The sequence below is a fragment of the Curtobacterium sp. MCSS17_008 genome (assembly GCF_003234185.1).
Classification (GTDB): Bacteria; Actinomycetota; Actinomycetes; order Actinomycetales; family Microbacteriaceae; genus Curtobacterium.
This window is the reverse complement of sequence record NZ_QKSM01000009.1, coordinates 1-21,201: the sequence shown is the minus strand read 5'-3', so window position 1 is coordinate 21,201 and position 21,201 is coordinate 1. Positions and strand designations below refer to the sequence as shown.

Below are 21,201 nucleotides of genomic sequence, written 5' to 3'. Positions count from 1 at the left end.
GGAGGAGGGGGTCAGCTGACCTGACCGGACCGGGCTCCCGACCACAGGTCGACGTCGAGGACGCCGACCGAGTGCTCGTCGATGCGACGCAGCTCGTCGTCCGTGAAGGACAGGTTCCCGAGCGCGGCGACGTTCTGCTCGAGCTGCTCGACCCGCGAGGCACCGATGACGAGCGAGGTCACCCGCTCGTCGCGCAGCGCCCACGCGAGGGCGAGCTGCGCCAGGCTCTGGCCGCGCTCGGACGCGATGTCGTTCAACGCCCGGAGGTGCTCGACGACCTCGTCCGTCAGGGTCCCGGCGTCGAGGGACTTGCCGGCCGCGGCCCGCGAGTCCTCCGGGACGCCGTCGAGGTACCGACCGGTGAGCAGGCCCTGCGCGAGTGCGGTGAACCCGATCACGCCGAAGCCCAGGTCGCCCGCCGTGTCGAGCAGCCCCTCGTCCTCGATCCAGCGGTTGAGCATCGAGTACGACGGCTGGTGGATCAGGAGCGGGGTACCGAGCTCACGGAGGATCTCGGCCGCCTGACGGGAGCGTTCGGCGTCGTAGGACGAGATCCCCACGTAGAGCGCCTTGCCCTGCTGCACGGCGGTGTGGAGGGCGCCCATGGTCTCCTCGAGCGGCGTCGACGCGTCGAGACGGTGCGAGTAGAAGACGTCGACGTAGTCCAGCCCCATCCGCTCGAGCGACTGGTCGAGCGAGGCGAGGACGTACTTCCGCGACCCACCACCCTGGCCGTACGGTCCGGGCCACATGTCCCACCCGGCCTTCGTCGAGATCACCATCTCGTCGCGGTAGGGCCGGAAGTCCTCGCGCATGAGCCGACCGAAGTTGACCTCGGCGGCGCCGTAGGGCGGGCCGTAGTTGTTCGCCAGGTCGTGGTGGGTGATGCCGAGGTCGAACGCCCGGCGGCTGATCGCCCGCTGCGTCTCGAACGGCTTGTCGTCGCCGAAGTTGTGCCAGTAGCCCAGGGAGAGCAGTGGCAGGTCGAGGCCGGAGCGGCCGGTCCGGCGGTAGGGCATGGAGTCGTAGCGGTCGTCCGCGGCGGTGTAGGCCATGGGTCCATCCTGGCCCGTCGTCGCACTCCGCAGCCGCGATTCGTCGCGCGAACTGTACAGAAGCGAAAAGGTTCGTTGCACTGATTGTTCGCGATGTGAAACAGTTCCTGCTGTCCGATCAGGACGGCAACGAAGCAGGAAGGCGGGATCACTCATGCACAGCACGTACTCCGGGATGCCGCGCACGTCACGGCTCTCCGCGACCCACACGCGCGTCGGACTCACCGACCCGGCCGTCATCGACGCCTACGTGGCGCGACGCATCCAGGACCCGTCGCTCCTGTCGGCGCGTACCGAACCGTCGTACGCTGACTTCTTCACGGCGCCCACCGCGTAGCCGCCCGCTCCGACCGGACCCGCCCGACAGAGAGACCCCACCAGCAGATGCCACTGACCGTCGTCCGCCGTGAGCACGTGCACCTCTACGCCAGGGAGCCGCGGTCGAAGGCCGCGAAGGTCGCCGTCGACGCCCTGCTGCGCCTGCAGCACGCCGAGGAACAGCAGCTCGAGCAGGCCCGGACCGAGAGCGGTCTGACGAAGAACGAGTTCCTCACGGTCCGCTACATGCTGCAGGCCCACCGCGACGGGCGGGCGATGGGACCGAAGGACCTCGCCGTCATGCTCAACGTCTCGAACGCGTCGGTGACCAAGATCGTCGACGGGCTCGTCACGAAGGGCGACATCGTCCGCGTACCGCACCCGACCGACCGCCGAGCGCAGGTGCTCGAGCCCACCGTGCAGGCCGCCGAGAAGATCGACTCGTCCTACGCGCGCTTCCACGAGGCCGTGGTGAGCGTGATGGACCACCTGTCGAGCGAGGAGAACGAGGTGCTCGCGCGCTGCCTGTCGCAGATCACCGACGCGCTCGCCGAGGGGACGCCGACACCGGTCGACGAGTACACGGTCGACCCGGAGGGCGCGGCCGAGCCGAACGACGCCTGACCCGCCCCGGCACACCGGAGGTGGCGCGAAAACCTTCCAGCGGTAAGTTGGAGGGATGACGCACGAGGTCGACGACGACGCGACCCCGCCCCGGCGCGGCGGGTACCGCAAGGGCGCCGAGCGCCGTGCCCAGATCCTCGACGAGATGATCCGCATGGTCGCCGCGCAGGGCGTCGACGCGTCGTCGCTCCGTTCGGTCGCGGACGCCCTCGGGATCACGCACGCCGCACTCCGGCACTACTTCCCGAGCCGCGACGAGCTGCTCCTCGCCGTCTACCGGGAGCACGAGGTCCGCGAGCAGGACGCCCCGGACCGGATGCGTTCGGCCATCGGCGACATGCGGGAGAGTGCCTCGCGGAACCGCGGCGTCCCCGGGCTCGTGCAGCTCTACACGACCCTCGCCGCGGACGCCGTGCAGGAGGGGCACCCCGCCACCCGCGACTTCATGCGCGAGCGGTTCACCCGGCTGCGGGCGGACCTGGCCGAGCTCATCGCCGCCGACCAGGCCGCCGGGCGGATCCGCGCAGACATCGACCCCGTCGACCTCGCGAGCCTCGGCATCGCCGCGTCCGACGGGCTGCAGGTGCAGTGGCTGCTCGACCCGGAGGCGGTCGACAGCGAGCGGGTGCTCCGGTTGCTCGAGTCGATCATCCCTGCTGCGAGCGACTGACCACGAGACGGACGGGAGGCGCGGTGCCAGCCGGCACCGCGCCTCCCTCGCAGCCTCCGTCGGCGCCCTACGCGTCCACGTTCGCCGTGAGCACCGCGGCGGCCGGGTCGAAGTCCTCCGGCAGCGGCTCGGGCCGCTGCACGGACGACTCGATGGTGACGGCCTGGCCGGAATCGGCGGCGTCACGGATGCCGAGCAGCACGTCGAGGACGTGGAGGGCGACCTCGCCGGACGCCCGCTCCGGACGGCCCTCGGCGATGGCGCGCGCCATCTCGACGACGCCGGTGCCGCGACCCCAGGTGGAACCGACGGCCTCGAGCGTCTCGGGCTCCTCCTGGCCGTAGCGCCAGAGCTGCGAGGCGCCCTCGAAGGTGTTCGGGTCCGGCAGCGAGATCGTGCCGAGCGTGCCGTTGATCTCGACGAAGCCCATGCGCGGCAGCGCGTGCTGGAACGAGAACGTCGACTGGGCGGACTGCCCGCCGTCGAACTCGATGAGCGCGGCGTGGTGCGTGGGGACCTCGACCGGGAAGGTCTCGCCGGCACGGTCGCCCGAGGCGATCGTGCGCCGGTCGAGGGACTTCGACGACACGGCCTGCACGCGGGACGCGGTGCCGAAGGCGTGCACGAGCGTCGTCACGTAGTACGGGCCCATGTCGAACAGGGGGCCGGCGCCCTTCGCGAACAGGAAGTCCGGGTTCGGGTGCCACGCCTCGGGTCCGGGCACGTGGAACAGCGTCGTCGCGGTGAGCGGCTCGCCGATGTCGCCACGGGCGATGGCGCGGAGTGCGGTCTGGATGCCGGCGCCGAGCACGGTGTCGGGTGCCGTCGCGACGCGCAGCCCCTTCGCCTTCGCGGACGCGAGGACCGCTGCGGCCGACTCGTGGTCGGTCGCGATCGGCTTCTCGCTCCAGACGTGCTTGCCGGCGTCGATGATCTGCTGGTCGACCTCGGCGTGTGCGGCCGGGATCGTCAGGTTGATCACGATCGAGATGTCCTCGCGGGCGAGGAGCTCCTCGACGGTGCCCGAGGCGGCGACGCCGTGTGCCTCCGCCTGGGCGGCGGCACGGTCGAGCAGCACGTCGGCGACGAAGCGGACCTCGACGTCGGCGAACTTCGTCAGGTTCTCGAGGTACTGGGTGGAGATGTTGCCGGCACCGATGATGCCGATCCCGACGCGGCTCACTTGTCGTTGTCCTTCAGCCACTCGAGCGACTCGGTGATGCCCTGGAAGACGTCGCCGGAGTACGCGTCGAACTCCACGACGCGGATGGCCTGCGGCGCGGCGGCGAGGATCCCGCGCACGTCGACGTCGCCCTGGCCCGCCGGGGTCTGGTTCTCGAAGGCGCGCTGCAGGGCCTCCGGGACGACGAGGGCGCTCTCGGACGAGGGCAGCGCGGTGAGGATGTCCCCGTCGACCTTGCCGTCCTTGACGTGGATGGCGACGACGCGGTCGCCGAGCGACTGCAGGACCGCCGGGGCGTCGGCGCCACCGACGGTCGCCCAGAAGGTGTCGACCTCGAGCACGGTCTCCGGGGAGAGCTGCTCGACGAACAGGTCGTAGACGGTGCGACCGTCGACCTTGTTCGTGAACTCCCACTGGTGGTTGTGGTACCCGAAGCGCAGCCCGCGCGAGGTGGCCTCGGCGGTGAGCACGTTGACGCGCTCGGCGATCTTCGCGACGTCGTCGGCGGTCTGCCAACGGTCGGTCGGGATGAACGGGTCGATGACGGTCTGGATGCCGAGGCGCTCCGCGGCGTCCCAGATCGGGGCGGTGTCCTCGGCGTCGATCACGGCGACGTGACCCGACGGCGCCTTCAGGCCGGTGGCGGCGAAGGCCTTCTCGAGGTCGGCGGCACGCTCGACGAACGCGTACGGCTCGACGTTCTCGTAGCCGATCTCGCGCACCCGGGCGATGGCCTTGTCGAGGTCTTCGGCGATGGCGTCGCGCAGCGAGTACAGCTGCACAGAGGTGGTGGGCATGGCAGAGGGCTCCTTCGGTCCTGTCCGGTTGTCGGGGCCCGTCGAGGATCGATGCTCCCCGGCGAGATCGAGACCGACGCTACCCCAAAAACCACCCGCTGTGTAGTTTTTGTGTCTCCGACATCGGCGGGGAATCTGGGCGACAGGTGTCGCGTGCCGACGAGCATGTATGCTCGCCGACGGAAAACCTTCCAGCACAAGGTTTCCGCATCGACTCAAGGAGGCGTCATGAGCACACCCGAACCCGGTGGTCCCGCACTGCTGGACCCGGAAGAGGGCATCACCCAGCCCGTCAGCACCGTGAAGGTGGGCATCGGCTACCAGGTCGCCCTGTTCCTCGGGCAGTTCGGTCTGTTCGTGGCGCTCATGGCCCCGGTCTACGTCAGCATGCAGATCAAGGCGCAGGCCCTGGTCGGCGACGACGCCGCGAACGTCATCGGCTCCGTGCTGCCGATCGGCGCGTTCGGCGCCCTCATCATGAACCCGCTCGCCGGCGCGCTGTCCGACCGCACCCGCACCCGGTGGGGTCGTCGTCGCCCGTGGCTGCTCAGCGGGGTCGTGGTCTTCGCGGTCGCGCTCGCCTGGATCGCCTACGCGCCGGACGTCCTCAACCTGACGCTCGGGTGGCTGCTCGCCCAGCTCGCCGCCAACGCCACGCTCGCCACCCTGCTCGCGAGCTTCGCCGACAACGTGCCGCAGCTGCAGCGCGGTCGGTCGTCGAGCATCATCGCGCTCGCGCAGAACACCGCCGTGCTCGCCGGCACGTACCTGTCGGTCTTCTTCGTCGCGAACCTGCCGGTCCTGTTCATCGCACCGGGCATCCTGGCGATCGTCCTCGTCGCGGTCTACGCGGTCGTCGCCCGGGACGAGCTCCCCACCTACAAGGTGAAGCGGTTCACGTGGCTGAACCTGGTCTCGTCGTTCTGGACGAACCCGATCAAGAACCCGGACTTCGCGTTCGCGTGGTGGTCGCGCTTCCTCATCATCCTGGCGACGTTCATGTTCACGACCTACCGGCTGCTCTACATGCAGGAGCACCTCGGCATCGCGGACCTCGGGGCGGCCACCGAGGCCGTCGCCTTCGGTGTGCTGCTCTACACGATCGCGCTCCTGGTCAGCGCGGCGGTGTCGGGGTGGGCGTCCGACCGGATCGGCCGCCGCAAGGTGTTCGTCGGCGGCTCCACCGCGCTGTTCGCGGTCGGCCTGGTGATCCTCGCGCACGCCGACACCGTGACCGGGTTCTACGTCGCCGAGGTCGTCATGGGCTTCGCCTACGGCATCTACTCGGCGATCGACACCGCGCTGGTCGTCGACGTCCTGCCGAACGCCGACCGTCCCGGCAAGGACCTCGGTGTCATCAACATCGCGAACGCCCTGCCGCAGTCGCTCGCTCCCGCGATCTCGCTGTTCTTCCTGTCGATCGGCAGCGCGCACGCCGACAACTACACGCTCATGTGCTGGGCCGCCGGCGCGGTCGCCCTGCTCGGCGCGCTGGTGGTCATCCCCATCAAGCGGGTCCGGTAGCGCCCGTCAGGACGCGAACCGTCGACGATCTGGAGGCGCGGTGCCGGCTGGCACCGCGCCTCCCTCCTGTCCATGGTCAGGTCGCTAGCGTGGGTCGGTGCGATCCACCGACACCCGTTCCTTCGACACCCCTGCCGGCACGATCGAGGCGGTCGTCGACGGCGACGTGACCCGCGCGCTCGGGATCCCCTACGCGCGAGCGGACCGCTTCGCGCCGCCGGAGCCGCAACCGGTGTTCGACGGACCGTTCCGGGCGGACACGCCCGCGCCCGTCCCGCCCCAGCCGAGCGCGCAGTTCGTCGACCAGCTGCTCCCGTCGATGGACCACCTGCAGGTCGACGAGCACTGCCAGCGCCTCAGCATCACGCTGCCCTCCGACGTGCGACCGGACGAGCGTCTGCCGGTGATGGTCTGGGTGCACGGCGGGTCCTACGTCCTCGGGGGCGGTGACCTGCCGATCCACGATGCCCACGACCTCGTGACGGAGCAGCGCGTGGTCGTCGTCACGGTCACGTACCGGCTCGGCGTGCTCGGATTCCTCGGTGACGGCGAGACGGTGCCCGCGAACCTCGGGCTCCTCGACCTGCTCGAGGCGCTGCGGTGGGTGCAGCGGAACATCGCCGCGTTCGGCGGCGACCCCGGCACCGTCACGGCCTTCGGGCAGTCCGCCGGCGCCGACGCGATCGCGCACCTCATGATCAGCGACGGAGCGCGTGGGCTCTTCCGGCGGGCGATCGTGCAGAGCGCGCCGCTCGGGCTGTCCCGGGGACGGGCGCGCATGAACCGGGCGATGGTGCGGGCCGTCGGGGCGGTCGCACCGGACAGTCCGCTCGACGAGGTCCTCGAGCGCCAGGCGCTCGCGACGAAGGCCGGGGCGCGGTACGGACTCGCGGGCGGCATGCCCTTCGGCACGCAGTACGGGTTCGCCCCGTTGCCCGCCGAGCGCGACGCCGACGGAGCCTGGCGCTCCGTCGCCGAGGAGGTCGACGTGCTCATCGGCTCCGGGTCGGACGAAGCAGGGATGTACGTCCCGCTCGTCCCCGGGCTCCGGACGGCGGCCCGGTCGCGGCTGGTCCGGCCGCTGCTGCGCTGGCTGCTCGTCCGGCCGTTGTCCGAGGTCATCTACGGTCGCGACGCCCGGCGGTTCGCGGAACGCCACCGGTCGGCCGGCGGACGGGCGACGGTCTACCGACTGCTGCGGCACGCCTCGGCGTCACCGACCGGGGCCGTGCACATGAGCGACCTGCCGCTGCTGCTCGGCGGACGCGAGGCCTGGGCCGGCAGCCGGTTCGTGCCGGAGCGCGACTGGCCCGAGGTCGAGCGGCGCGGGCGGACGGTGCGTGCGATCTGGGCGGAGTTCGCCCGGACCGGCGGCGTGAGCGCGCCGGACGACGAGACGCTGGTGTTCGACCGGGGGTGACCCGGGCGACCCGGGTGAAGCGCGGCGTGGTCGCCCCCGGACGGGGAGGTCGCGCGGACACGGCCCGGTCCGCAGAATCGTGCACATGCCCGACGCCGAACTCCGTGCCCGCATCGTCTCCGGCGCCGCCACGGCCTTCGGGGAGGGCGACTTCCACACGGTCGGACCGGACGAGGTCGCCGTACACGCCGGCGTGACCGTCGACGACGTGCGTCGGTCCTTCCCGTCCTGGGAACTGCTCGTCGTGGCGGTCGTCGACCGGTGGACCAAGACCGGGCGCGACGCACTCCGGGGCGTCGCCGAGCAGGAGGGCGCGGTCGCGTACCTCCGCGCCCGGCTCGACCGTGGCCAGCAGCACCCGGCGATCGTCCGGCTCCGCGTCGCGCTGCTCAGCGCCGTCTCGAGCCCGGGCCACGCCGCGTCGGGGTGGTTCCGGCAGCAGTACACGATGCTGTTCGAGGACGTCACGCTCGCCCTCGTCCGCGACGTCGTCGCCGGTCGGGAGCCTCGTGGCACCTCGCCGCGGCACGCCGCCGAACAGCTCGTCGCACTCTTCGAGGGACTGCAGCTGCAGGCGATGCTCCGCGACGACGCGGACCTGCTCGAGGGGTGGGACCGCGCCGTCGCACGGATGCGGGCGGGCTGGGCGGCCGTGGCCGTGGTCTGAGCCGCGCCGGTCGCCGGACCGAGCCGTCAGACCGTGCCCGCGACGTCGCGGCGGCGGAGCGCGAGCAGGACGACCGCGCCCACCAGCAGCACGACGGCGACGAGTGGCGGTACCCGGAACGCCAGCGCCGTGACCGTCGCCCCGACCCCGCCGCCCGCCAGCAGCACCCGTGCCGCGACGACCAGGGACACGGCGACGACCACCGCCAGGGCGACGACCGGCACGGCGACCTGGACCGGCCGCAGCGGTCCGGTCGACCGGGGGCGGGCCCGTCGCCACCACACCGCCGCTGCGGCGAGCAGGGCGAGCAGCCCGAGCACGCTCGACAGGTCCTGCAGCAGGAACGGCAGGGGACGGCCGCCGACGGAGGCGTCGCGGAGTGCCGGCCAGGCCAGCACCACGAAGCCGGACTCGTGCGTGCAGCCGTCCCGCACGACGTGCGTCACGCTGCCGGCGACGCAGCCGAGGACCACGGGCAGCACGTCCCGCCGGCCCAGGACCGGCCGACGTTCCCAGGTCGTCGGCAGCCGACGGCGCAGCCCCGGCACCACGGGCGCCCAGGCCGGTCGGACCAGGAACCACCACGCCGCCAGCACGACGAGGGACACGGCGAGGTCGATCGTCGGGACGCCCCACCACGAGTGCGCGGCGGTGTAGGGCGGCAGGACCGGCGCGAACAGCACCGCGTCCGGAGCCATCGACCCGACCGCGACGGCCGCGACGGGCACCGGCAGGCGACGCACCCCCAGGGCGACGACGGCGTGGCTGACGGTGAAGGGCACGCGCCCATCATCCACGAGGGCGCGGGGGACCGCGGGGGGCAGCAGCGGCCGGGCCGGGGCGGCGCGTCTGGGTGTCCGCGTCCGTGGTTCCTGGCATGGTCGGCGGATGGAGTACACGGACTACGACACCCGGCTCGCCGCCTACGGCGTGGTCACCGACGGCGACCGCGTGCTCCTCGCCCGGCTGCGCGTCCCCGAGGCCGGCACGTGGACGCTGCCCGGTGGTGGGGTCGAGTTCGACGAGACCGTCGAGCAGGCCGTCGTCCGCGAGGTCCTCGAGGAGACCGGCTACGAGGCGACGTGCGGCGCACTCCTCGGGGTGCGGCACCACATCGTGCCGAAGGAGCGCCGCATGCACGACAACGGCCGCCCGATGAAGGCCGTGCAGGTCGTGTTCCGTGCGACCGTCACGGGCGGTGCGCTCCGCAACGAGACCGACGGGTCGACGGACGAGGCCGCGTGGGTCCCGGTCGCCGAGCTGCCCCGACGCCGGCACGGGCTGCTCGTGCCGATCGCCCTCGGGTGGGCCGGTGCGCTGCAGCCCTGACCCGCAGCAGCCCTGGTCCGAGGGCACCGCGGGTACCGTCGGCCCTGTGCGGAACCGGAGGGAGCTGGGATGAGCGGCGAGGCCACCGACCTGTCCGCCCGGCTCTGGGACGAGCGGGCGCTCCTCGGCGACCTCGTCACCGCCGCCCAGGAACCCGACCGCGCGCTGGCCCTGCTCGACCGGCTGCGCGTCCTGCGGCTCGAACAGGACGTCCTCGTGCACGCCCTCGCCGGACAGTGGGGCACCGCACCCGACACCGCCACCCTCCGGTCACTCGAACGCGTCGCACCACCGCCGTGGGACCTGCTGCTGCCCGACCACCTGGCGGCCCTGGCCACGCTCACCGCCGAACTCGACGCACTCGTGCCGTCCGGTGCCGTCCGCGAGCGGTGGGACCGGGTCCGGGGCGCCTCGCGGTGACGGACCACCAGCCTGCGAGGATGGTGTGGTGACCCCGACCGAGCTGTCCGTCGACGCCGCCGTCGCGCGGGCCGTCGCGCTCGCCGCGGATCCCGGACGCGCGGTCCTCGGCATCGCCGGTGCTCCGGGAGCGGGCAAGTCGACCCTCGCCCGCCGGGTCGTCGCGGCCGTCGAGACCGCCCACGGGCCGGGGACCGCCGTGCAGGTCCCGATGGACGGCTTCCACCTGGCGAACGCCGCGCTCGACGCCCTCGGCCGTCACGACCGCAAGGGTGCGATCGACACCTTCGACGCCTCGGGCTACGTCGCCCTCGTCCGCCGCCTGGCCGCCGACGACGAGGACGTCGTCTGGGCACCCGACTTCGACCGTCGCGTCGACGAACCCGTGGCCGGGAGCATCGCTGTCCCGCGGTCGGCCCGGCTCGTCGTCTCCGAGGGCAACTACCTGCTCGACACCGACGCACCCTGGTCGGCACTGGCCGACCTGTTCACCGAGACGTGGGCGTGCGTCGTCGACGACGGCGTCCGCGTCGATCGTCTCGTCGGCCGGCACATGCGGCACGGACGCGACCACGAGGCGGCCCGCGCCTGGGCGCTCGAGGTCGACGGCGTGAACGCCGCACGGGTCGCCGCCACGGTGAGCCGTGCCTCCCGGACGGTGCGGACCTGACCACAGCACGACCTCCACGACAGGAGCGACCATGACCATCGCGATCACCGGGGCCACCGGCAACATCGGCGGCGCCGTCGCCCGCGCGCTCGCCGCGGCGGGCACGCCGTTCCGCATGGTCGTCCGTGACGCCGCCCGCGCACCGGAGCTCCCCGGTGCGGAGGTCGCGGTCGCCTCGTACGCCGACGTCGACGCGGCGCGCGCAGCGCTCGACGGCATCGACCTGCTCCTCATGGTCTCCGGCGCCGAGGCGCAGGACCGCCTCGACCAGCACCGCGCGTTCGTGGGCGCCGCTGCGGGCGCTGGCGTCGGGCACGTCGTCTACACGTCGTTCGCCGGGGCCGCGCCGGACGCGACCTTCACGCTCGGACGCGACCACTGGGCGACCGAACGGGCGATCGAGGGGACGCCGATGGCGCACACGTTCCTGCGGGACTCGTTCTACCTGGACTTCGTCGAGGACCTGGTGGGCGAGGACGGCGTGATCCGGGGGCCGGCGGGCGCCGGCACGATGGCGGCGGTGGCCCGGGCCGACGTGGCGCGGGTCGCGACCGAGGTGCTGCTGCACCCGTCCGAGCACCTGGACCGCACGTACGAGCTGACCAGACCGGAGGCGATCAGCCTCGCCCAGGCGGCGGCCACCATCTCCGAGGTCCGCGGCCGCGCCGTGACGTACCAGCCCGAGACGGTGGAGGAGGCCTACGCCTCGCGGGCGCGGTGGAACCCCGAGCCGTGGCAGGCGGACGCGTGAGTGAGCACGTACACCGCGATCGCGGAGGGTGCACTGTCGCACGTCTCCACCGACGTCGAACGGGTGACGGGTCGTCGACCGCTGTCGCTGCGTGAGGTGCTGCAGGCGGGGTGACCCGCTCCACCGGGCACCCGCGGGGAGAACGATCGTTCCCCCCGCGTTGTGGGACTCGTGCCGCGGATCCGCAGGTGGTCGACTGGTGTGGTGTCCGGCGCTCGCGCCGGGGTCGCCGCAGCCTCCGTCACGAGGCGGTGGTCGAGGTGTCTGGCTGTGTTCGGGTCACAGCCAGGCACAGCACACCACGCACACCACGCTGCTCCGCCGACCCCTCGTGCGGTCATCCGATCGGCGCTCATCCTGAGTGCGCACGCGGACCAGCGCGTAGATTCGATCGCGCTACCCCGCGGGACCCTGACCGCGGGAGCCCGGATCCCTGTTCCCGGGCTGGTCTCGTCTGACACGCAGCGTCGAACCCGACGGCGCCGTAGCGCGAGGGCGCCCGTCCCGGACCCGAACCGACGGCGGCCGCCCTCGCATCCCCCCGGAGACACCCGTGGGGAGCACACCCGCGCCGCGGGGCGAGCGGATCTCGCAGCGCCACTGGTCAGCCGTCCTGCCGGCGGGCCGCCCGGAGCGTCTCGCCCGGGAGCTCGCCGAACTCCTCGCGGTACGCGCCGGAGAACCGGCCGAGGTGGGTGATCCCGACCGCACGTGCGACGTCGGCCACCTGGGCGGGCTCACCGGTCTCGAGCTGCTGGCGTGCCATGAGGAGCCGGATGCTGCGCAGGTAGCTCATGGGCGTGGTCCCGTGGATGCGCTGGAACGCGCTCTGCAGCCCTCTGGTGCTCATGCGCGCGGCCGCGGCGACGTCGTCGACCGTGATCCGTTCGGCCACGTGATCGAGGATGAACATCTCGGCGTCGGCGAGCCCGGCGTGCTGCGTCCGTTCGGCGGGCTGCTCGACGGGCCAGTGCGGGATGGCGGTCAGCAGACCGGCGGCGGCGATCGCGGCGAGCTCCTGTTCCCGTTCGCGGGAGACCTCGCCCGTGGTGCCCAGGATCTCGGCGGCGACGCTCCGGACCATCAGCCACCACGCGGCCAGGGGCGCACCCTCGGGGATGTGGTTCGGCTCGAACGCGAGCGGTCCGGGCTCCCAGCCGCCGCGTGCTGCGGCGACCTGCTCGACGATCTCGCGGTCGATGCGCATGACGTCCTTCTGGAACCGGTCCCACTGCACCTGCTGCCGTCCAGGCGAGTACAGGACCGGCCGGCCGACGGGCAGCTGCTGCCCGCCGACGACGGCGTGGCCGGACTTGAGCCAGACGATGACGATCGCGGACGACGCGTCCACCTCGCCCCGGACCGTGCCGGAGCAGCTGGTCGATTCGAGGGTGAGCAGCGACGTCCCCGTCAGCGTCTCCTCGAACACGAAGTCGTTGCTGCCCGTGACCTCGAGTCCGCGGACCAGGAAGGTGTGGAGGATCGCGTTCTTCGCGGTCGCCGTGTCCCGGGTCCTCGTGACCAGGCGGGTGCGGGTGACCGTGGTCGCGTCGGTGCGCTCCGCGCTGGCGTCTGCGCCGGTGGTGGCGTCAGCGCCGGTGGCGGCCTGCGCGGGGGTGGCGGCGTCGTGGTCGGTCATGCGGGTCGTTCGTCCAGGGGTGCGGCGTCGGGTGGGACGGTCAGGAGCGGCGGAGGGTGTCGCGGGGGTACTCGCCGTGCTGCTCAGCGTAGGCGGCGGAGAACCGTCCGGCGTGCGCGAAGCCCCAGTGCCGCGCGACGTCCCGGATGTTCGTCGAGGCGGGGTCGCCCGCGAGCAGGGCCTCCCGCACCCGGTCGAGCCGCACCCGCCGGATGTAGGCGTTCGGGCTCATCGCGAAGACCCGCTGGAACGCGTGCTGCAGCGCACGGAGGCTGAGGTTCGCGACCCCGGCGATGTCGTTCGTCGTGATCGGCAGGTGCGCGTGCTCGTGCACGTACTCGACCGCGGTGCGGATGTGGCTGTTCCGGGGCAGCAGCAACTCGTCCGGCAGGGACGCCGACACCACCGGGTAGAGCTCGAGCAGGGCGAGCGCGCCGAGCCGACCCATCTCGGCCTGCAGCAGCGGCGAGGCGCGCCGGTCCACCACCGTCTGCGAGATCAGCTGCACGCTGCTGCGCCACACCTGCATCGCTCGGTCGTCGGGTCGCACCGTGTGGTCGAGCTGCAGGTCGCCGGGAGCGGTGCCCCGTTCGGCCGCGACCGTCTCGAGTGCGGAGCGGTTCACCTGCACGATCCGCTGGTCGTAGTCCTCGTAGGAGAACGAGGCGCCCTGCTGCGGCCAGAGCTGCGGACGGCCGGGCTCCATCCGGATCTGGTCGTCACCGGTGCCGATGGTCGCGCGACCCTTCGTCGTCCACTGCACGACGAAGTCCTCCGACGGCGTCATCACCCCGTCGAGGCGTCCGTCGAACCGGATCGTCCGGAGCGTCATGGCCCGGTCGCCCACGGCGGTGTACCGGAACGAGAAGGGCTGCCGGGTCTGGTCGGCACTCCACTGCTGTCCGGCGTACGCCGAAGCGAGGAAGTCGCGAGCGACCCCGAGGTCGGTGCTCTGCGTCTCTTCCTGGACACGGTTCGGGTGCTGGTCGGTCATGGGATCGAGAGCAGTGTGCAGGAGGGAGCGCCCCGGACCACGGCGATGTCCGGAACACGTCAGATCCTGACCCATCCCACGGTCCGCGGGCGGCGTCCTCGGGCCAGTGATGGCCGTTCGACGACGTGATCCGGGGGACGGACGTCCGGGAATCGACGTCCACCGGTCCGCGGCTCGCGCCGGCGGACGTCGTGCTCGTACCGTCGTCGCACAGCCCGCGCCGCCCGGCGCCCCGCACACGACGACGTCGTGCCCCCGGCCGTCGACGCCACCGCCCTCCTCACAGAACAGGACCACACCCGTGCGTGACCACCACGTCCTCGACCAGCTCCGCCAGGACCCGACCGAGTGGCACCGCCGCGGCATGCACGCTCCGTCGGAGATCGACCGGATCGTGACCGAGCGCCTGGGCCGACGCACCGCCGAGCCGTCCTACGCGGACTTCTTCGTCGCCGTCTGACCCGGCAGCCGCCCCCGTGTCCGGACGACGGTCCGGACGACGGCAGCGGTGCCGTCACGATCCACGATGACGCTCCTCACCCTGACCCCCGCCCGCCGCGAGACGGCCGCGCAGTCCACTGCCGCCGCCGCTGCCGACACGCTCTTCGCCGAGCACGGCTTCGGCCCGGTCGGCCTGCGGCAGGTCGCGGACCGGGCCGGGATGACACTGGCCCAGGTCGAACGGGCGTACCCGACGAAGCGGGCGCTCGTCGTGGCCGTGCTGCAGCGGTGGCACGCCGGGTGGCGTCGCGCGGTGGAGCGGCTCGCATCCACGGCCGACGATCCGCGTGACGAGGTGCTCGGGGTCTTCGGCTACCTGGAGGAGCGCTTCGAGGACGAGGACTGGCGCGGTTGCGCGTTCATCGGGGCCCACGCCGAGCTCGGCCGTCAGGACCCGGGCCTCGCGGCCCTGGCACGCGAGCACTTCCTGGACGTCGAGCGCCACCTGACGCTCGTCTGCGAACGCGGCGGGATGCCCGCCCACATCGCGCAGGGGCTCACCCTGCTGGTCCAGGGCGCCCGCGTCGACGCGGCCGTCCGTCGGTCGTCGCAGGCGGCACGCTCGGCTCGTCTCACGGCGGCGCTGCTGATGTCCGTCCACCAGGCCCGTCCGGCGTTCTGAGTCCGGCGCCCTGAGCCCCTCGCCGCGGTGCCGGGTCCGCGCGCCACGCGCCGCCCCGGCCCGTCAGGCCCGGCCCGTCAGTCCCGGCCCGTCAGGCCCGGCCCGTCAGGCCACGCGCCGTCCGGGACGGTCAGGTCACGCGCCGTGCCGCGAGCGTGCCCACGACCCCGAGGGTCAGCACCGCGACGAGGACGACGAGCAACGGTGCCGTCCAGTCCCCGGTCGCGCCGTGCAGCGAGCCGGCGACGAGCGGCCCCGCGGACCCGATGAGGTACCCGCCGCCCTGCACGAACGCCGACATCCGCCTGGCGTCGTCGTCGTTCGTCACGATCCGCACGATCACGATGAAGATCACCGTGATTCCGCCGCCCTGCGCCGCCCCGCCGAGCACCGACCAGAGCAGCCAGAGCTGCGGTGCGACCAGCAGCCCCAGCGGCATCGCGAGCCACAGGAACGCCACGAGGGCGATGATCGCCCGCGGTCGCCAGCGGGTCGCGAGCACCGGTACGCCGAGCGCCCCGACGACCGCCAGGATCTGGAACACCGACGAGCTCGCGCCGGAGGACTCCGCCGAGAAGCCGATCTCGTCGTGCAGCAGCGTCGGGATCCACGCGGTGAGGGCGTAGTACGAGAACGCCTGCCCGCCGAACGCCAGCGTCAGCCCCCAGGTGATGAGCCGTCGCGCCGGACGCACCGGAGCGGCGCCGGTGTCGGAGCGCACCGTGCGGATCGAGCCCGTCTCGGTGAGCAGCTCGACGGGGCCGGTCGCGGCGACGGGCTCGCTGCGTGCGCGGCGGAGCCAGGCCGCTCGGGCACCCACCGTGTAGGTCCACGCGAGCCCCGCGACGACGGCGAACCCGGCCCACACCGCGATGGCGACGGGCCAGCCCCACACGGCGGCGATCGGCGCCGTGCCGAGCGAGGTGATCATCGACCCGACGTTGAGCGCGGACGTGTAGACGCCGGTGACCAGGCCGACGCGCTCCGGGGAGGTGTCCCGCCGGATGACGACCGGGATCACGACGTTGCCGATCGTGATGCCGATGCCGATCACCGCGGTGCCGACCAGCAGCGCCGCCGACGAGGGCACCGACCGCAGCACCGTGCCCACGAGCACGATGACGAGCGACAGGGACACCGCGCGCTCTGGGTCGGCCTTCGCGATCACCCAGCTGGCGAAGGGTGTCGCGAGCGAGAAGCAGAGGACCGGGATGGTCGTCAGGAGCCCGGCGAGCGTCGCGGTCAGGCCGAGGTCGACCCGGACCTCCCCGATCACCGGCGCCGGGGCGACGATCGGCCCGCGGAAGTTGAGGGCGATGAGGACGATCGCGGCCGGCAGCAGCCAGCCGGCGCCGCGGAGTCCGGAGCGCACCGCCGTGCTGCCGCTCACGACGCTCCGCCGATCACGAGCTCGGCAGCAGGATCGGCAGCAGGTCGAGCGGGGTCGCGGCCTGCGCGACCGTGCCCTCGGCCTCGCTCGGGGTGCCGTACCCCCACTCGGCGAAGACGACCGGGACCCCGTGCACACGGGCACCCTCGACGTCGTGCAGCCGGTCGCCGACGAGCACCGGGCGGCTGACGTCGTGCCCGGCGGCCTCGAGGCGCCGCAGCGCCTCGGCGACGACGTCGGCCTTGGCGCTCCGGACCTCGTCGTCGCTCGCGCCCGTGATGAAGTCGATGTACCCGGTCAGGCCGTAGTGGTCGAGGATGACCGTCGCCGGCGTCTCGGGCTTGCTCGTCGCGGTCGAGATCGGCAGCCCGGCCTCGTGCAGGGTGCGGAGCACGACGTCGACGCCCGGGAACATCGCGGAGTCGAGCGCCCCGTGCGACAGGTAGTGCTCGCGGTAGACGGCGAGGGTGTGCTCCGCCTGCGCGTCGTCCATGCCCATCGCGGTGCGGAAGGTGTCCATGATCGGCGGTCCGACGAACGACATGAGCGTCGCGTGGTCGGGGACGGGTACGCCGACCGTGCGGAACGTGTGCGTCATGCTCTCGAGGATCCCCGGAGCGGAGTCGCTGATGGTGCCGTCGAGGTCGAAGAGGATGGCGGTGTAGGGGCGCGTCATGTCCCGGCCAGCCTAGTCGCGGCGGTGGTCGCGACCACGGGCCGGGCCGGTGGACGCGGTCGGGGGTGGGTCGCGCCTCCCGTCCGTACGCGGTCAGAACAGGCGGGTGTGCCCGCCCTCGATGCCGCGCATCGCGTCGTAGTCGAGCACGAGGACGCGGATGCCGCGGTCTTCGGCGAGGGTGCGCGCCTGCGGCGCCACCGTCTGCGCGGCCAGCACGCCCTGCACCGGGCGGAGCAGGGGGTCGCGGTTCATGAGCTCGAGGTACCGGGTGAGCTGCTCGACGGCGTCGATGTTCGCGTTGCGCTTCATCTCCACCGCGACGCTCGCCCCGGCGTCGTCGCGCGCCAGGATGTCGACCGGCCCGATGGCGGTCATGTACTCGCGGCGCACCAGGGTGTGTCCGTCGCCGAGGAGCTCGATCTGCTCCGCGAGGAGTTGCTGCAGGTGTGCCTCGACCCCGTCCTTGACGAGGCCGGGGTCGACGCCGAGGTCGTGGCTCTCGTCGGCGACCACCTCGTACAGGCTGACGATGAGCTTGTCCTGCGTCTTCTTCTGCGTCACCGTCCAGACCTGGGTGATGCCGGCCTCGGCCTGCTCCTCGGACGGCTCCGCCATCTCGATCGAGCACGGCGGGCTCATCCAGTTCAGCGGCTTGTAGCTGCCGCCGTCCGAGTGGACGAGCAGCGAGCCGTCCGCCTTGAGCATGAGCAGGCGGGTCGCGAGCGGCAGGTGGGCCGACAGGCGTCCGGCGTAGTCGACGGAGCAGCGGGCGATGACGAGACGCACCCGGCGATCCTAACGGTCGGTGTGCACGCCCGTCGTGTCGGCCGGGTCCGCCATGGTGTCGGTCCCGTCGGCGGTGCGGGCCGTCTCGGTCGTTCCGGTCGGTCCGGTCGTTCGGGGCGTCCCGGCCTGGAGGCGCGGCTCGGTCCCGCCGTCGACCGTCGCCCCCGACGTGCGGTCGCCGCCGGCACGCCGCTTCCGCAGCGTCTCAGCCGCCGCACCGGTCTCGCGGGCCGCGCCCGACGCCAGACCCGCGGCGATGATGAAGACGAAGACCACGAGCAGGGCGCCGAGCAGGCCGATGTGCTCGCCGAGGAAGCCGATCAGCGGCGGGCCGGCCAGGAACGCCACGTACCCGATCGTCGCGACGGCGCTGACCTTGAGCGCGGCCGAGCGGGGGTCGTCGGCCGCAGCGGACATGCCCATCGGGAACCCGAGGCTCGCGCCGAGGCCCCAGAGGACCACGCCCACGATGGCGATCGGGATGACGTCGACGAAGATGAGCAGCCCGAGGCCGACCACGGCGACCGCGGCGCTCACGCGGAGCACGGGCACGCGGCCGAACCGGTCGATGAGCGGGCTGCCGGCGATCCGACCCGCGGTCATCGCCGCGAGGAACACCGTGAGCACCGCGGAGCCGGCGGCGTTGTCGAGGCCGTGCCCGTCGATCATCGCGAGGGGCAGCCAGTCGTTCGCGGACCCCTCGGCCAACGCCATGCCGAGCACGATGACGCCGATGAGGAGCGTCGACGGCTGCGCCCAGACCTGCCAGCGGGTGAGCTGCACGGGGGTCGGGCTGGTCTCGGTGGCGGTGTGCTCCTCGTACCGGTGCTCGTCGCCGAAGCGCGATGCGGCGGCCAGCATCACGAGGCAGGTCACGACGCCGAGGACCGCGAAGTGCAGGACGACCGGGACCTCGAGGGCCTCGGTGAGCGCGCCGAGGCCGGCGCCCGCGAGGGTGCCGACGCTGAACGCGGCGTGGAAGAGGGGCATGATCGTGCGGCCGACGGCCTTCTCGGCGGCTGCGCCGGAGACGTTCATGGACACGTCGACCAGGCCGTTGCCGAAGCCGAACGCGATGAGCCCGATCCAGATCGCGGCGAAGCCCCAGCCGTACGTGACGGCGAACCCGGCGAACACCAGGCCGACCGCCAGGCACACGGAGGCCACCTGCACGCCCCGCCTCGCGCCGACCTTCGCGACGATGTGCCCGGCGAACGTCAGGCCACCGATCGACCCCACCGCCATGCCGAGCACGAGCAGACCCATCTCGAAGGTCGTGGCGCCCAGGGAGTCGCGGACGCTCGGGATCCTGCCGAGCCACGTGGCGATCGCCAGGCCCGACAGCGTGAAGGCCACGAAGACCGCGATGATCCAGACGCGGGTCGTCGGGGCGGTGCGGGCGGACGTCGTCGTCATGGCGGGGCTTCCGGTCTCGTGCTGGTGGTGGTGATGGTGCGGTGCCGCGGTGCTGCCGTCTCGGGTTGCTGCGCCGTGCGGTGCTGCTGGGCTGCTGCTGTCTCGGGCTGCTGCGCTGTGCGGCGCTGCTGGCTCGGGCTGCTGCGTTGCGTTTCGTCGCCCGGTCGAATCGATTCGACCAGTTCGTGTGACTACGCTAACGGGCGATGGACCAACCGGCAACAGGATCCGGCGCGTCCGGGGCAGAGGACACCCGCGACCACGCCGACGGTCCGGCGCGCCGCGGCCCCCGCCCGACGCTCGCCGCCGTCGCCCGCGCCGCCGGTGTCGCCCCGTCCACCGCCTCGCTCGCGTTCAGCGGTGCCGGCCCGGTGTCCGAGGACGCCAAGGCCCGCGTGCTGGCGGCAGCCGCCGAGCTCGGGTACGGCGGACCGGACCCGCGGGCGCGCTCCCTGCGCCGCGGTCGCTCCGGCGTCATCGGCGTGGTCATGGACGAGCGTCTGAGCGACGCGTTCCGCGACCCCGCGAACGTCCTGACGCTCGACGGCATCGCCGAGGTCGCCGGCGAGGCCAGTGCGTCCCTGCTGCTCGTGCGCAGCCCCCTCGACGACGAGCAGGGTGCCGGGCCGATCGTCGACGCCCCGATGGACGCCGTCGTCCTGGTCGGCTGCAACGTCCGGATCGACCCGGCGGTCGCCGTGCTCCGGCGGCGGCAGATCCCCGTCGTCGCGATCGAGGCCGACGACATCGAGGGTGCCGTCCCCGTCCAGCTCGACAACCGCGAGGCCTCGCGCCGAGCCGCCGCCTACCTGCGCGAGCTCGGGCACACGGCGGTGACGGTCGTGACGCTCCCGCTGGACGCCGATCGACGTCGGGGACCGATCGACGCCTCCCGCGAGGCCGAGGGCGTCGCGCACACCACGCTCGAGCGGCTCCGCGGCGTCCGTGGGGTGTACCCGGACGCGGTGGCGATCGAGGCCGCCGGCAGCTCGGTGGAGGAGGGTCGGATCGCCGCACAGACACTGTTCACCGGTGGGGGACCGGTCCCGACCGCCGTCGTGGCGCAGAGCGACCTGCTCGCGGTGGGGGTGATCTCGGCCGCGCTCGATGCGGGACTCCGGGTGCCCGAGGACGTCAGCGTGGTCGGGTTCGACGGCATCACCGTGGACGACAGCCTGCTGCACCGATCGCCGATCCGGCAGCTCACGACACTGGCGCAGCCGTTCGAGCAGAAGGGCAGGGCCGCCGCGCGTGCGGCCCTCGCGATGCTGGAGGGTGGGCAGCCGGAGCCTGCGGCGTTCCGGTCGGAGCTGCGGATCGGGGACACGACGGGGCCGGTGCGACGGGCGTGAGGTCGTACCGAGCGTGGGCAGCTCGGCACCGTCTGGTGTGTGCCCTGCTGGCCGGACTCGCAGTGGTGCTGTGCCTCATGCCGGCCTCGGTGCTCGTGATCTCGTTGTCCCTCGACAACTTCCCCGGCTACGCGTCACCGATCTTCGTGGTGCCGGTGGTGATGCTCTGCCTGTTCGGGAGCGGGTTCGTCTTCTGCGTGGTGTCGCTCGTCGTCGGCAGGTGCTCCCGAGGACGGTGACATCGCCGATGGACCGTCCCGCCGGTAGTCGCCCTGAGGGCCTCGACCGAAGCCCGCTCACTGTCCTAGGGCTTGGCGCCCTCGGCGGCGAGGTGGATGGCCTGTTGCATCCGCACGGAGACCTTCGCTGACATCGCCGTGGTGGGGTGCACGCC

General features: G+C 72.7%; 24 protein-coding genes. 14 read left to right on the top strand and 10 right to left on the bottom strand.

Going from position 1 to position 21,201, the window contains the following annotated elements:
• Positions 1 to 11: 11 nt before the first annotated feature.
• Positions 12 to 1,055, bottom strand: coding sequence for an L-glyceraldehyde 3-phosphate reductase (mgrA, locus tag DEJ23_RS10345; protein ID WP_111240191.1), 1,044 nt, complete (start codon positions 1,053 to 1,055; stop codon positions 12 to 14).
• Between the two features lie 154 nt (positions 1,056 to 1,209).
• Between mgrA and DEJ23_RS10340 the strand changes: the two genes are divergently transcribed.
• The 3 genes from DEJ23_RS10340 to DEJ23_RS10330 are packed head-to-tail and all read left to right on the top strand — an operon-like array spanning position 1,210 to position 2,667.
• Positions 1,210 to 1,392, top strand: a complete 183-nt coding sequence (locus tag DEJ23_RS10340) for a hypothetical protein (RefSeq protein WP_111240190.1) — start codon at positions 1,210 to 1,212, stop codon at positions 1,390 to 1,392.
• Between the two features lie 47 nt (positions 1,393 to 1,439).
• Positions 1,440 to 1,997 carry a MarR family winged helix-turn-helix transcriptional regulator gene (locus tag DEJ23_RS10335; RefSeq protein WP_111240189.1) on the top strand — a complete coding sequence of 186 codons (558 nt, stop codon included), beginning with the start codon at positions 1,440 to 1,442 and terminating at the stop codon, positions 1,995 to 1,997.
• A 55-nt stretch (positions 1,998 to 2,052) separates the two neighbouring features.
• Positions 2,053 to 2,667 (top strand): TetR/AcrR family transcriptional regulator, encoded by a 615-nt coding sequence (locus DEJ23_RS10330; protein WP_111240188.1) that lies wholly within the window; start codon positions 2,053 to 2,055, stop codon positions 2,665 to 2,667.
• Positions 2,668 to 2,734: 67 nt separating this feature from the next.
• Here the strand turns inward: DEJ23_RS10330 and DEJ23_RS10325 are convergent, their stop codons facing one another.
• Positions 2,735 to 3,850 (bottom strand): Gfo/Idh/MocA family protein, encoded by a 1,116-nt coding sequence (locus DEJ23_RS10325; RefSeq protein ID WP_111240187.1) that lies wholly within the window; start codon positions 3,848 to 3,850, stop codon positions 2,735 to 2,737.
• Positions 3,847 to 4,647 (bottom strand): sugar phosphate isomerase/epimerase, encoded by an 801-nt coding sequence (locus DEJ23_RS10320; protein ID WP_181429216.1) that lies wholly within the window; start codon positions 4,645 to 4,647, stop codon positions 3,847 to 3,849. Before DEJ23_RS10320 ends, DEJ23_RS10325 begins: the two co-directional genes overlap by 4 nt.
• Positions 4,648 to 4,875: 228 nt before the next feature.
• Between DEJ23_RS10320 and DEJ23_RS10315 the strand changes: the two genes are divergently transcribed.
• The 3 genes from DEJ23_RS10315 (at position 4,876) to DEJ23_RS10305 (ending at position 8,258) form a co-directional block, all read left to right on the top strand.
• Positions 4,876 to 6,171 carry an MFS transporter gene (locus DEJ23_RS10315; RefSeq protein ID WP_111240185.1) on the top strand — a complete coding sequence of 432 codons (1,296 nt, stop codon included), beginning with the start codon at positions 4,876 to 4,878 and terminating at the stop codon, positions 6,169 to 6,171.
• Between the two features lie 97 nt (positions 6,172 to 6,268).
• Complete coding sequence (locus tag DEJ23_RS10310) at positions 6,269 to 7,591, top strand: carboxylesterase family protein (RefSeq protein ID WP_111240184.1); 1,323 nt, start codon at positions 6,269 to 6,271, stop codon at positions 7,589 to 7,591.
• 85 nt (positions 7,592 to 7,676) lie between these two features.
• Positions 7,677 to 8,258: a TetR/AcrR family transcriptional regulator gene (locus tag DEJ23_RS10305; RefSeq protein ID WP_111240183.1), complete on the top strand. Its 582-nt coding sequence runs from the start codon at positions 7,677 to 7,679 to the stop codon at positions 8,256 to 8,258.
• A gap of 26 nt (positions 8,259 to 8,284) precedes the next feature.
• On the opposite strand, the gene DEJ23_RS10300 is transcribed toward DEJ23_RS10305, so the two are convergent.
• A complete protein-coding gene (locus DEJ23_RS10300) occupies positions 8,285 to 9,040 on the bottom strand; it encodes a DUF4184 family protein (protein ID WP_181429215.1) in 756 nt (251 codons plus the stop codon).
• 106 nt (positions 9,041 to 9,146) lie between these two features.
• On the opposite strand from DEJ23_RS10300, the gene DEJ23_RS10295 reads away from it, so the two are divergent.
• The 4 genes from DEJ23_RS10295 to DEJ23_RS10280 all read left to right on the top strand — a co-directional run bounded on the left by DEJ23_RS10295 (position 9,147) and on the right by DEJ23_RS10280 (position 11,428).
• A complete protein-coding gene (locus DEJ23_RS10295; protein ID WP_111240181.1) occupies positions 9,147 to 9,587 on the top strand; it encodes an NUDIX hydrolase in 441 nt (146 codons plus the stop codon).
• A 69-nt stretch (positions 9,588 to 9,656) separates the two neighbouring features.
• A complete protein-coding gene (locus DEJ23_RS10290; protein ID WP_111240180.1) occupies positions 9,657 to 10,007 on the top strand; it encodes a hypothetical protein in 351 nt (116 codons plus the stop codon).
• A 28-nt stretch (positions 10,008 to 10,035) separates the two neighbouring features.
• The gene (locus DEJ23_RS10285) at positions 10,036 to 10,677 is read left to right on the top strand and encodes a nucleoside/nucleotide kinase family protein (protein WP_111240289.1); all 642 of its coding nucleotides are present in this window, start codon (positions 10,036 to 10,038) and stop codon (positions 10,675 to 10,677) included.
• Positions 10,678 to 10,708: 31 nt separating this feature from the next.
• Complete coding sequence (locus tag DEJ23_RS10280) at positions 10,709 to 11,428, top strand: NmrA family NAD(P)-binding protein (protein WP_375342272.1); 720 nt, start codon at positions 10,709 to 10,711, stop codon at positions 11,426 to 11,428.
• A 604-nt stretch (positions 11,429 to 12,032) separates the two neighbouring features.
• On the opposite strand, the gene DEJ23_RS10275 is transcribed toward DEJ23_RS10280, so the two are convergent.
• Together DEJ23_RS10275 and DEJ23_RS10265 are read right to left on the bottom strand one after the other, a co-directional pair.
• Positions 12,033 to 13,067 (bottom strand): helix-turn-helix transcriptional regulator, encoded by a 1,035-nt coding sequence (locus tag DEJ23_RS10275; protein ID WP_111240179.1) that lies wholly within the window; start codon positions 13,065 to 13,067, stop codon positions 12,033 to 12,035.
• A gap of 40 nt (positions 13,068 to 13,107) precedes the next feature.
• Positions 13,108 to 14,061 (bottom strand): AraC family transcriptional regulator, encoded by a 954-nt coding sequence (locus DEJ23_RS10265; RefSeq protein ID WP_181429214.1) that lies wholly within the window; start codon positions 14,059 to 14,061, stop codon positions 13,108 to 13,110.
• A gap of 301 nt (positions 14,062 to 14,362) precedes the next feature.
• Between DEJ23_RS10265 and DEJ23_RS15710 the strand changes: the two genes are divergently transcribed.
• Positions 14,363 to 14,521: a hypothetical protein gene (locus DEJ23_RS15710; RefSeq protein ID WP_181429213.1), complete on the top strand. Its 159-nt coding sequence runs from the start codon at positions 14,363 to 14,365 to the stop codon at positions 14,519 to 14,521.
• A 66-nt stretch (positions 14,522 to 14,587) separates the two neighbouring features.
• Entirely contained in the window at positions 14,588 to 15,184 is a 597-nt protein-coding gene (locus DEJ23_RS10260; RefSeq protein WP_111240177.1) for a TetR/AcrR family transcriptional regulator, read from the top strand.
• 130 nt (positions 15,185 to 15,314) lie between these two features.
• Here DEJ23_RS10260 and DEJ23_RS10255 read toward each other — a convergent pair whose 3' ends face one another.
• The 4 genes from DEJ23_RS10255 to DEJ23_RS10240 all read right to left on the bottom strand — a co-directional run bounded on the left by DEJ23_RS10255 (position 15,315) and on the right by DEJ23_RS10240 (position 19,455).
• Positions 15,315 to 16,574 carry a CynX/NimT family MFS transporter gene (locus DEJ23_RS10255; protein WP_258375435.1) on the bottom strand — a complete coding sequence of 420 codons (1,260 nt, stop codon included), beginning with the start codon at positions 16,572 to 16,574 and terminating at the stop codon, positions 15,315 to 15,317.
• Positions 16,575 to 16,587: 13 nt separating this feature from the next.
• Positions 16,588 to 17,250: an HAD hydrolase-like protein gene (locus tag DEJ23_RS10250; protein ID WP_111240176.1), complete on the bottom strand. Its 663-nt coding sequence runs from the start codon at positions 17,248 to 17,250 to the stop codon at positions 16,588 to 16,590.
• 93 nt (positions 17,251 to 17,343) lie between these two features.
• Positions 17,344 to 18,039, bottom strand: a complete 696-nt coding sequence (gene nucS / locus DEJ23_RS10245; protein WP_111240175.1) for an endonuclease NucS — start codon at positions 18,037 to 18,039, stop codon at positions 17,344 to 17,346.
• Positions 18,040 to 18,048: 9 nt separating this feature from the next.
• The gene (locus DEJ23_RS10240) at positions 18,049 to 19,455 is read right to left on the bottom strand and encodes an MFS transporter (protein WP_258375433.1); all 1,407 of its coding nucleotides are present in this window, start codon (positions 19,453 to 19,455) and stop codon (positions 18,049 to 18,051) included.
• A gap of 206 nt (positions 19,456 to 19,661) precedes the next feature.
• Here DEJ23_RS10240 and DEJ23_RS10235 point away from each other — a divergent pair, with 206 nt between their 5' ends.
• Both DEJ23_RS10235 and DEJ23_RS15440 read left to right on the top strand, forming a co-directional pair.
• On the top strand, positions 19,662 to 20,807 hold the full coding sequence (locus tag DEJ23_RS10235) for a LacI family DNA-binding transcriptional regulator (protein WP_111240174.1): 1,146 nt from the start codon (positions 19,662 to 19,664) through the stop codon (positions 20,805 to 20,807).
• Between the two features lie 35 nt (positions 20,808 to 20,842).
• Entirely contained in the window at positions 20,843 to 21,046 is a 204-nt protein-coding gene (locus tag DEJ23_RS15440; protein WP_146240259.1) for a hypothetical protein, read from the top strand.
• Positions 21,047 to 21,201: the final 155 nt, after the last annotated feature.

What these genes read in the sequence shown, in the direction of transcription:
- DEJ23_RS10250 (WP_111240176.1), bottom strand. Translation starts at nt 17,250, where the DNA reads ATGACGCGCCCCTACACCGCCATCCTCTTCGACCTCGACGGCACCATC.
- DEJ23_RS10275 (WP_111240179.1), bottom strand. Translation starts at nt 13,067, where the DNA reads ATGACCGACCACGACGCCGCCACCCCCGCGCAGGCCGCCACCGGCGCT.
- DEJ23_RS10340 (WP_111240190.1), top strand. Translation starts at nt 1,210, where the DNA reads ATGCACAGCACGTACTCCGGGATGCCGCGCACGTCACGGCTCTCCGCG.
- DEJ23_RS10260 (WP_111240177.1), top strand. Translation starts at nt 14,588, where the DNA reads ATGACGCTCCTCACCCTGACCCCCGCCCGCCGCGAGACGGCCGCGCAG.
- mgrA (WP_111240191.1), bottom strand. Translation starts at nt 1,055, where the DNA reads ATGGCCTACACCGCCGCGGACGACCGCTACGACTCCATGCCCTACCGC.
- DEJ23_RS10335 (WP_111240189.1), top strand. Translation starts at nt 1,440, where the DNA reads ATGCCACTGACCGTCGTCCGCCGTGAGCACGTGCACCTCTACGCCAGG.
- DEJ23_RS10235 (WP_111240174.1), top strand. Translation starts at nt 19,662, where the DNA reads ATGGACCAACCGGCAACAGGATCCGGCGCGTCCGGGGCAGAGGACACC.
- DEJ23_RS10240 (WP_258375433.1), bottom strand. Translation starts at nt 19,455, where the DNA reads ATGACGACGACGTCCGCCCGCACCGCCCCGACGACCCGCGTCTGGATC.
- DEJ23_RS10280 (WP_375342272.1), top strand. Translation starts at nt 10,709, where the DNA reads ATGACCATCGCGATCACCGGGGCCACCGGCAACATCGGCGGCGCCGTC.
- DEJ23_RS10330 (WP_111240188.1), top strand. Translation starts at nt 2,053, where the DNA reads ATGACGCACGAGGTCGACGACGACGCGACCCCGCCCCGGCGCGGCGGG.
- DEJ23_RS10320 (WP_181429216.1), bottom strand. Translation starts at nt 4,647, where the DNA reads ATGCCCACCACCTCTGTGCAGCTGTACTCGCTGCGCGACGCCATCGCC.
- DEJ23_RS10315 (WP_111240185.1), top strand. Translation starts at nt 4,876, where the DNA reads ATGAGCACACCCGAACCCGGTGGTCCCGCACTGCTGGACCCGGAAGAG.
- DEJ23_RS10265 (WP_181429214.1), bottom strand. Translation starts at nt 14,061, where the DNA reads ATGACCGACCAGCACCCGAACCGTGTCCAGGAAGAGACGCAGAGCACC.
- DEJ23_RS10305 (WP_111240183.1), top strand. Translation starts at nt 7,677, where the DNA reads ATGCCCGACGCCGAACTCCGTGCCCGCATCGTCTCCGGCGCCGCCACG.
- DEJ23_RS10295 (WP_111240181.1), top strand. Translation starts at nt 9,147, where the DNA reads ATGGAGTACACGGACTACGACACCCGGCTCGCCGCCTACGGCGTGGTC.
- DEJ23_RS10290 (WP_111240180.1), top strand. Translation starts at nt 9,657, where the DNA reads ATGAGCGGCGAGGCCACCGACCTGTCCGCCCGGCTCTGGGACGAGCGG.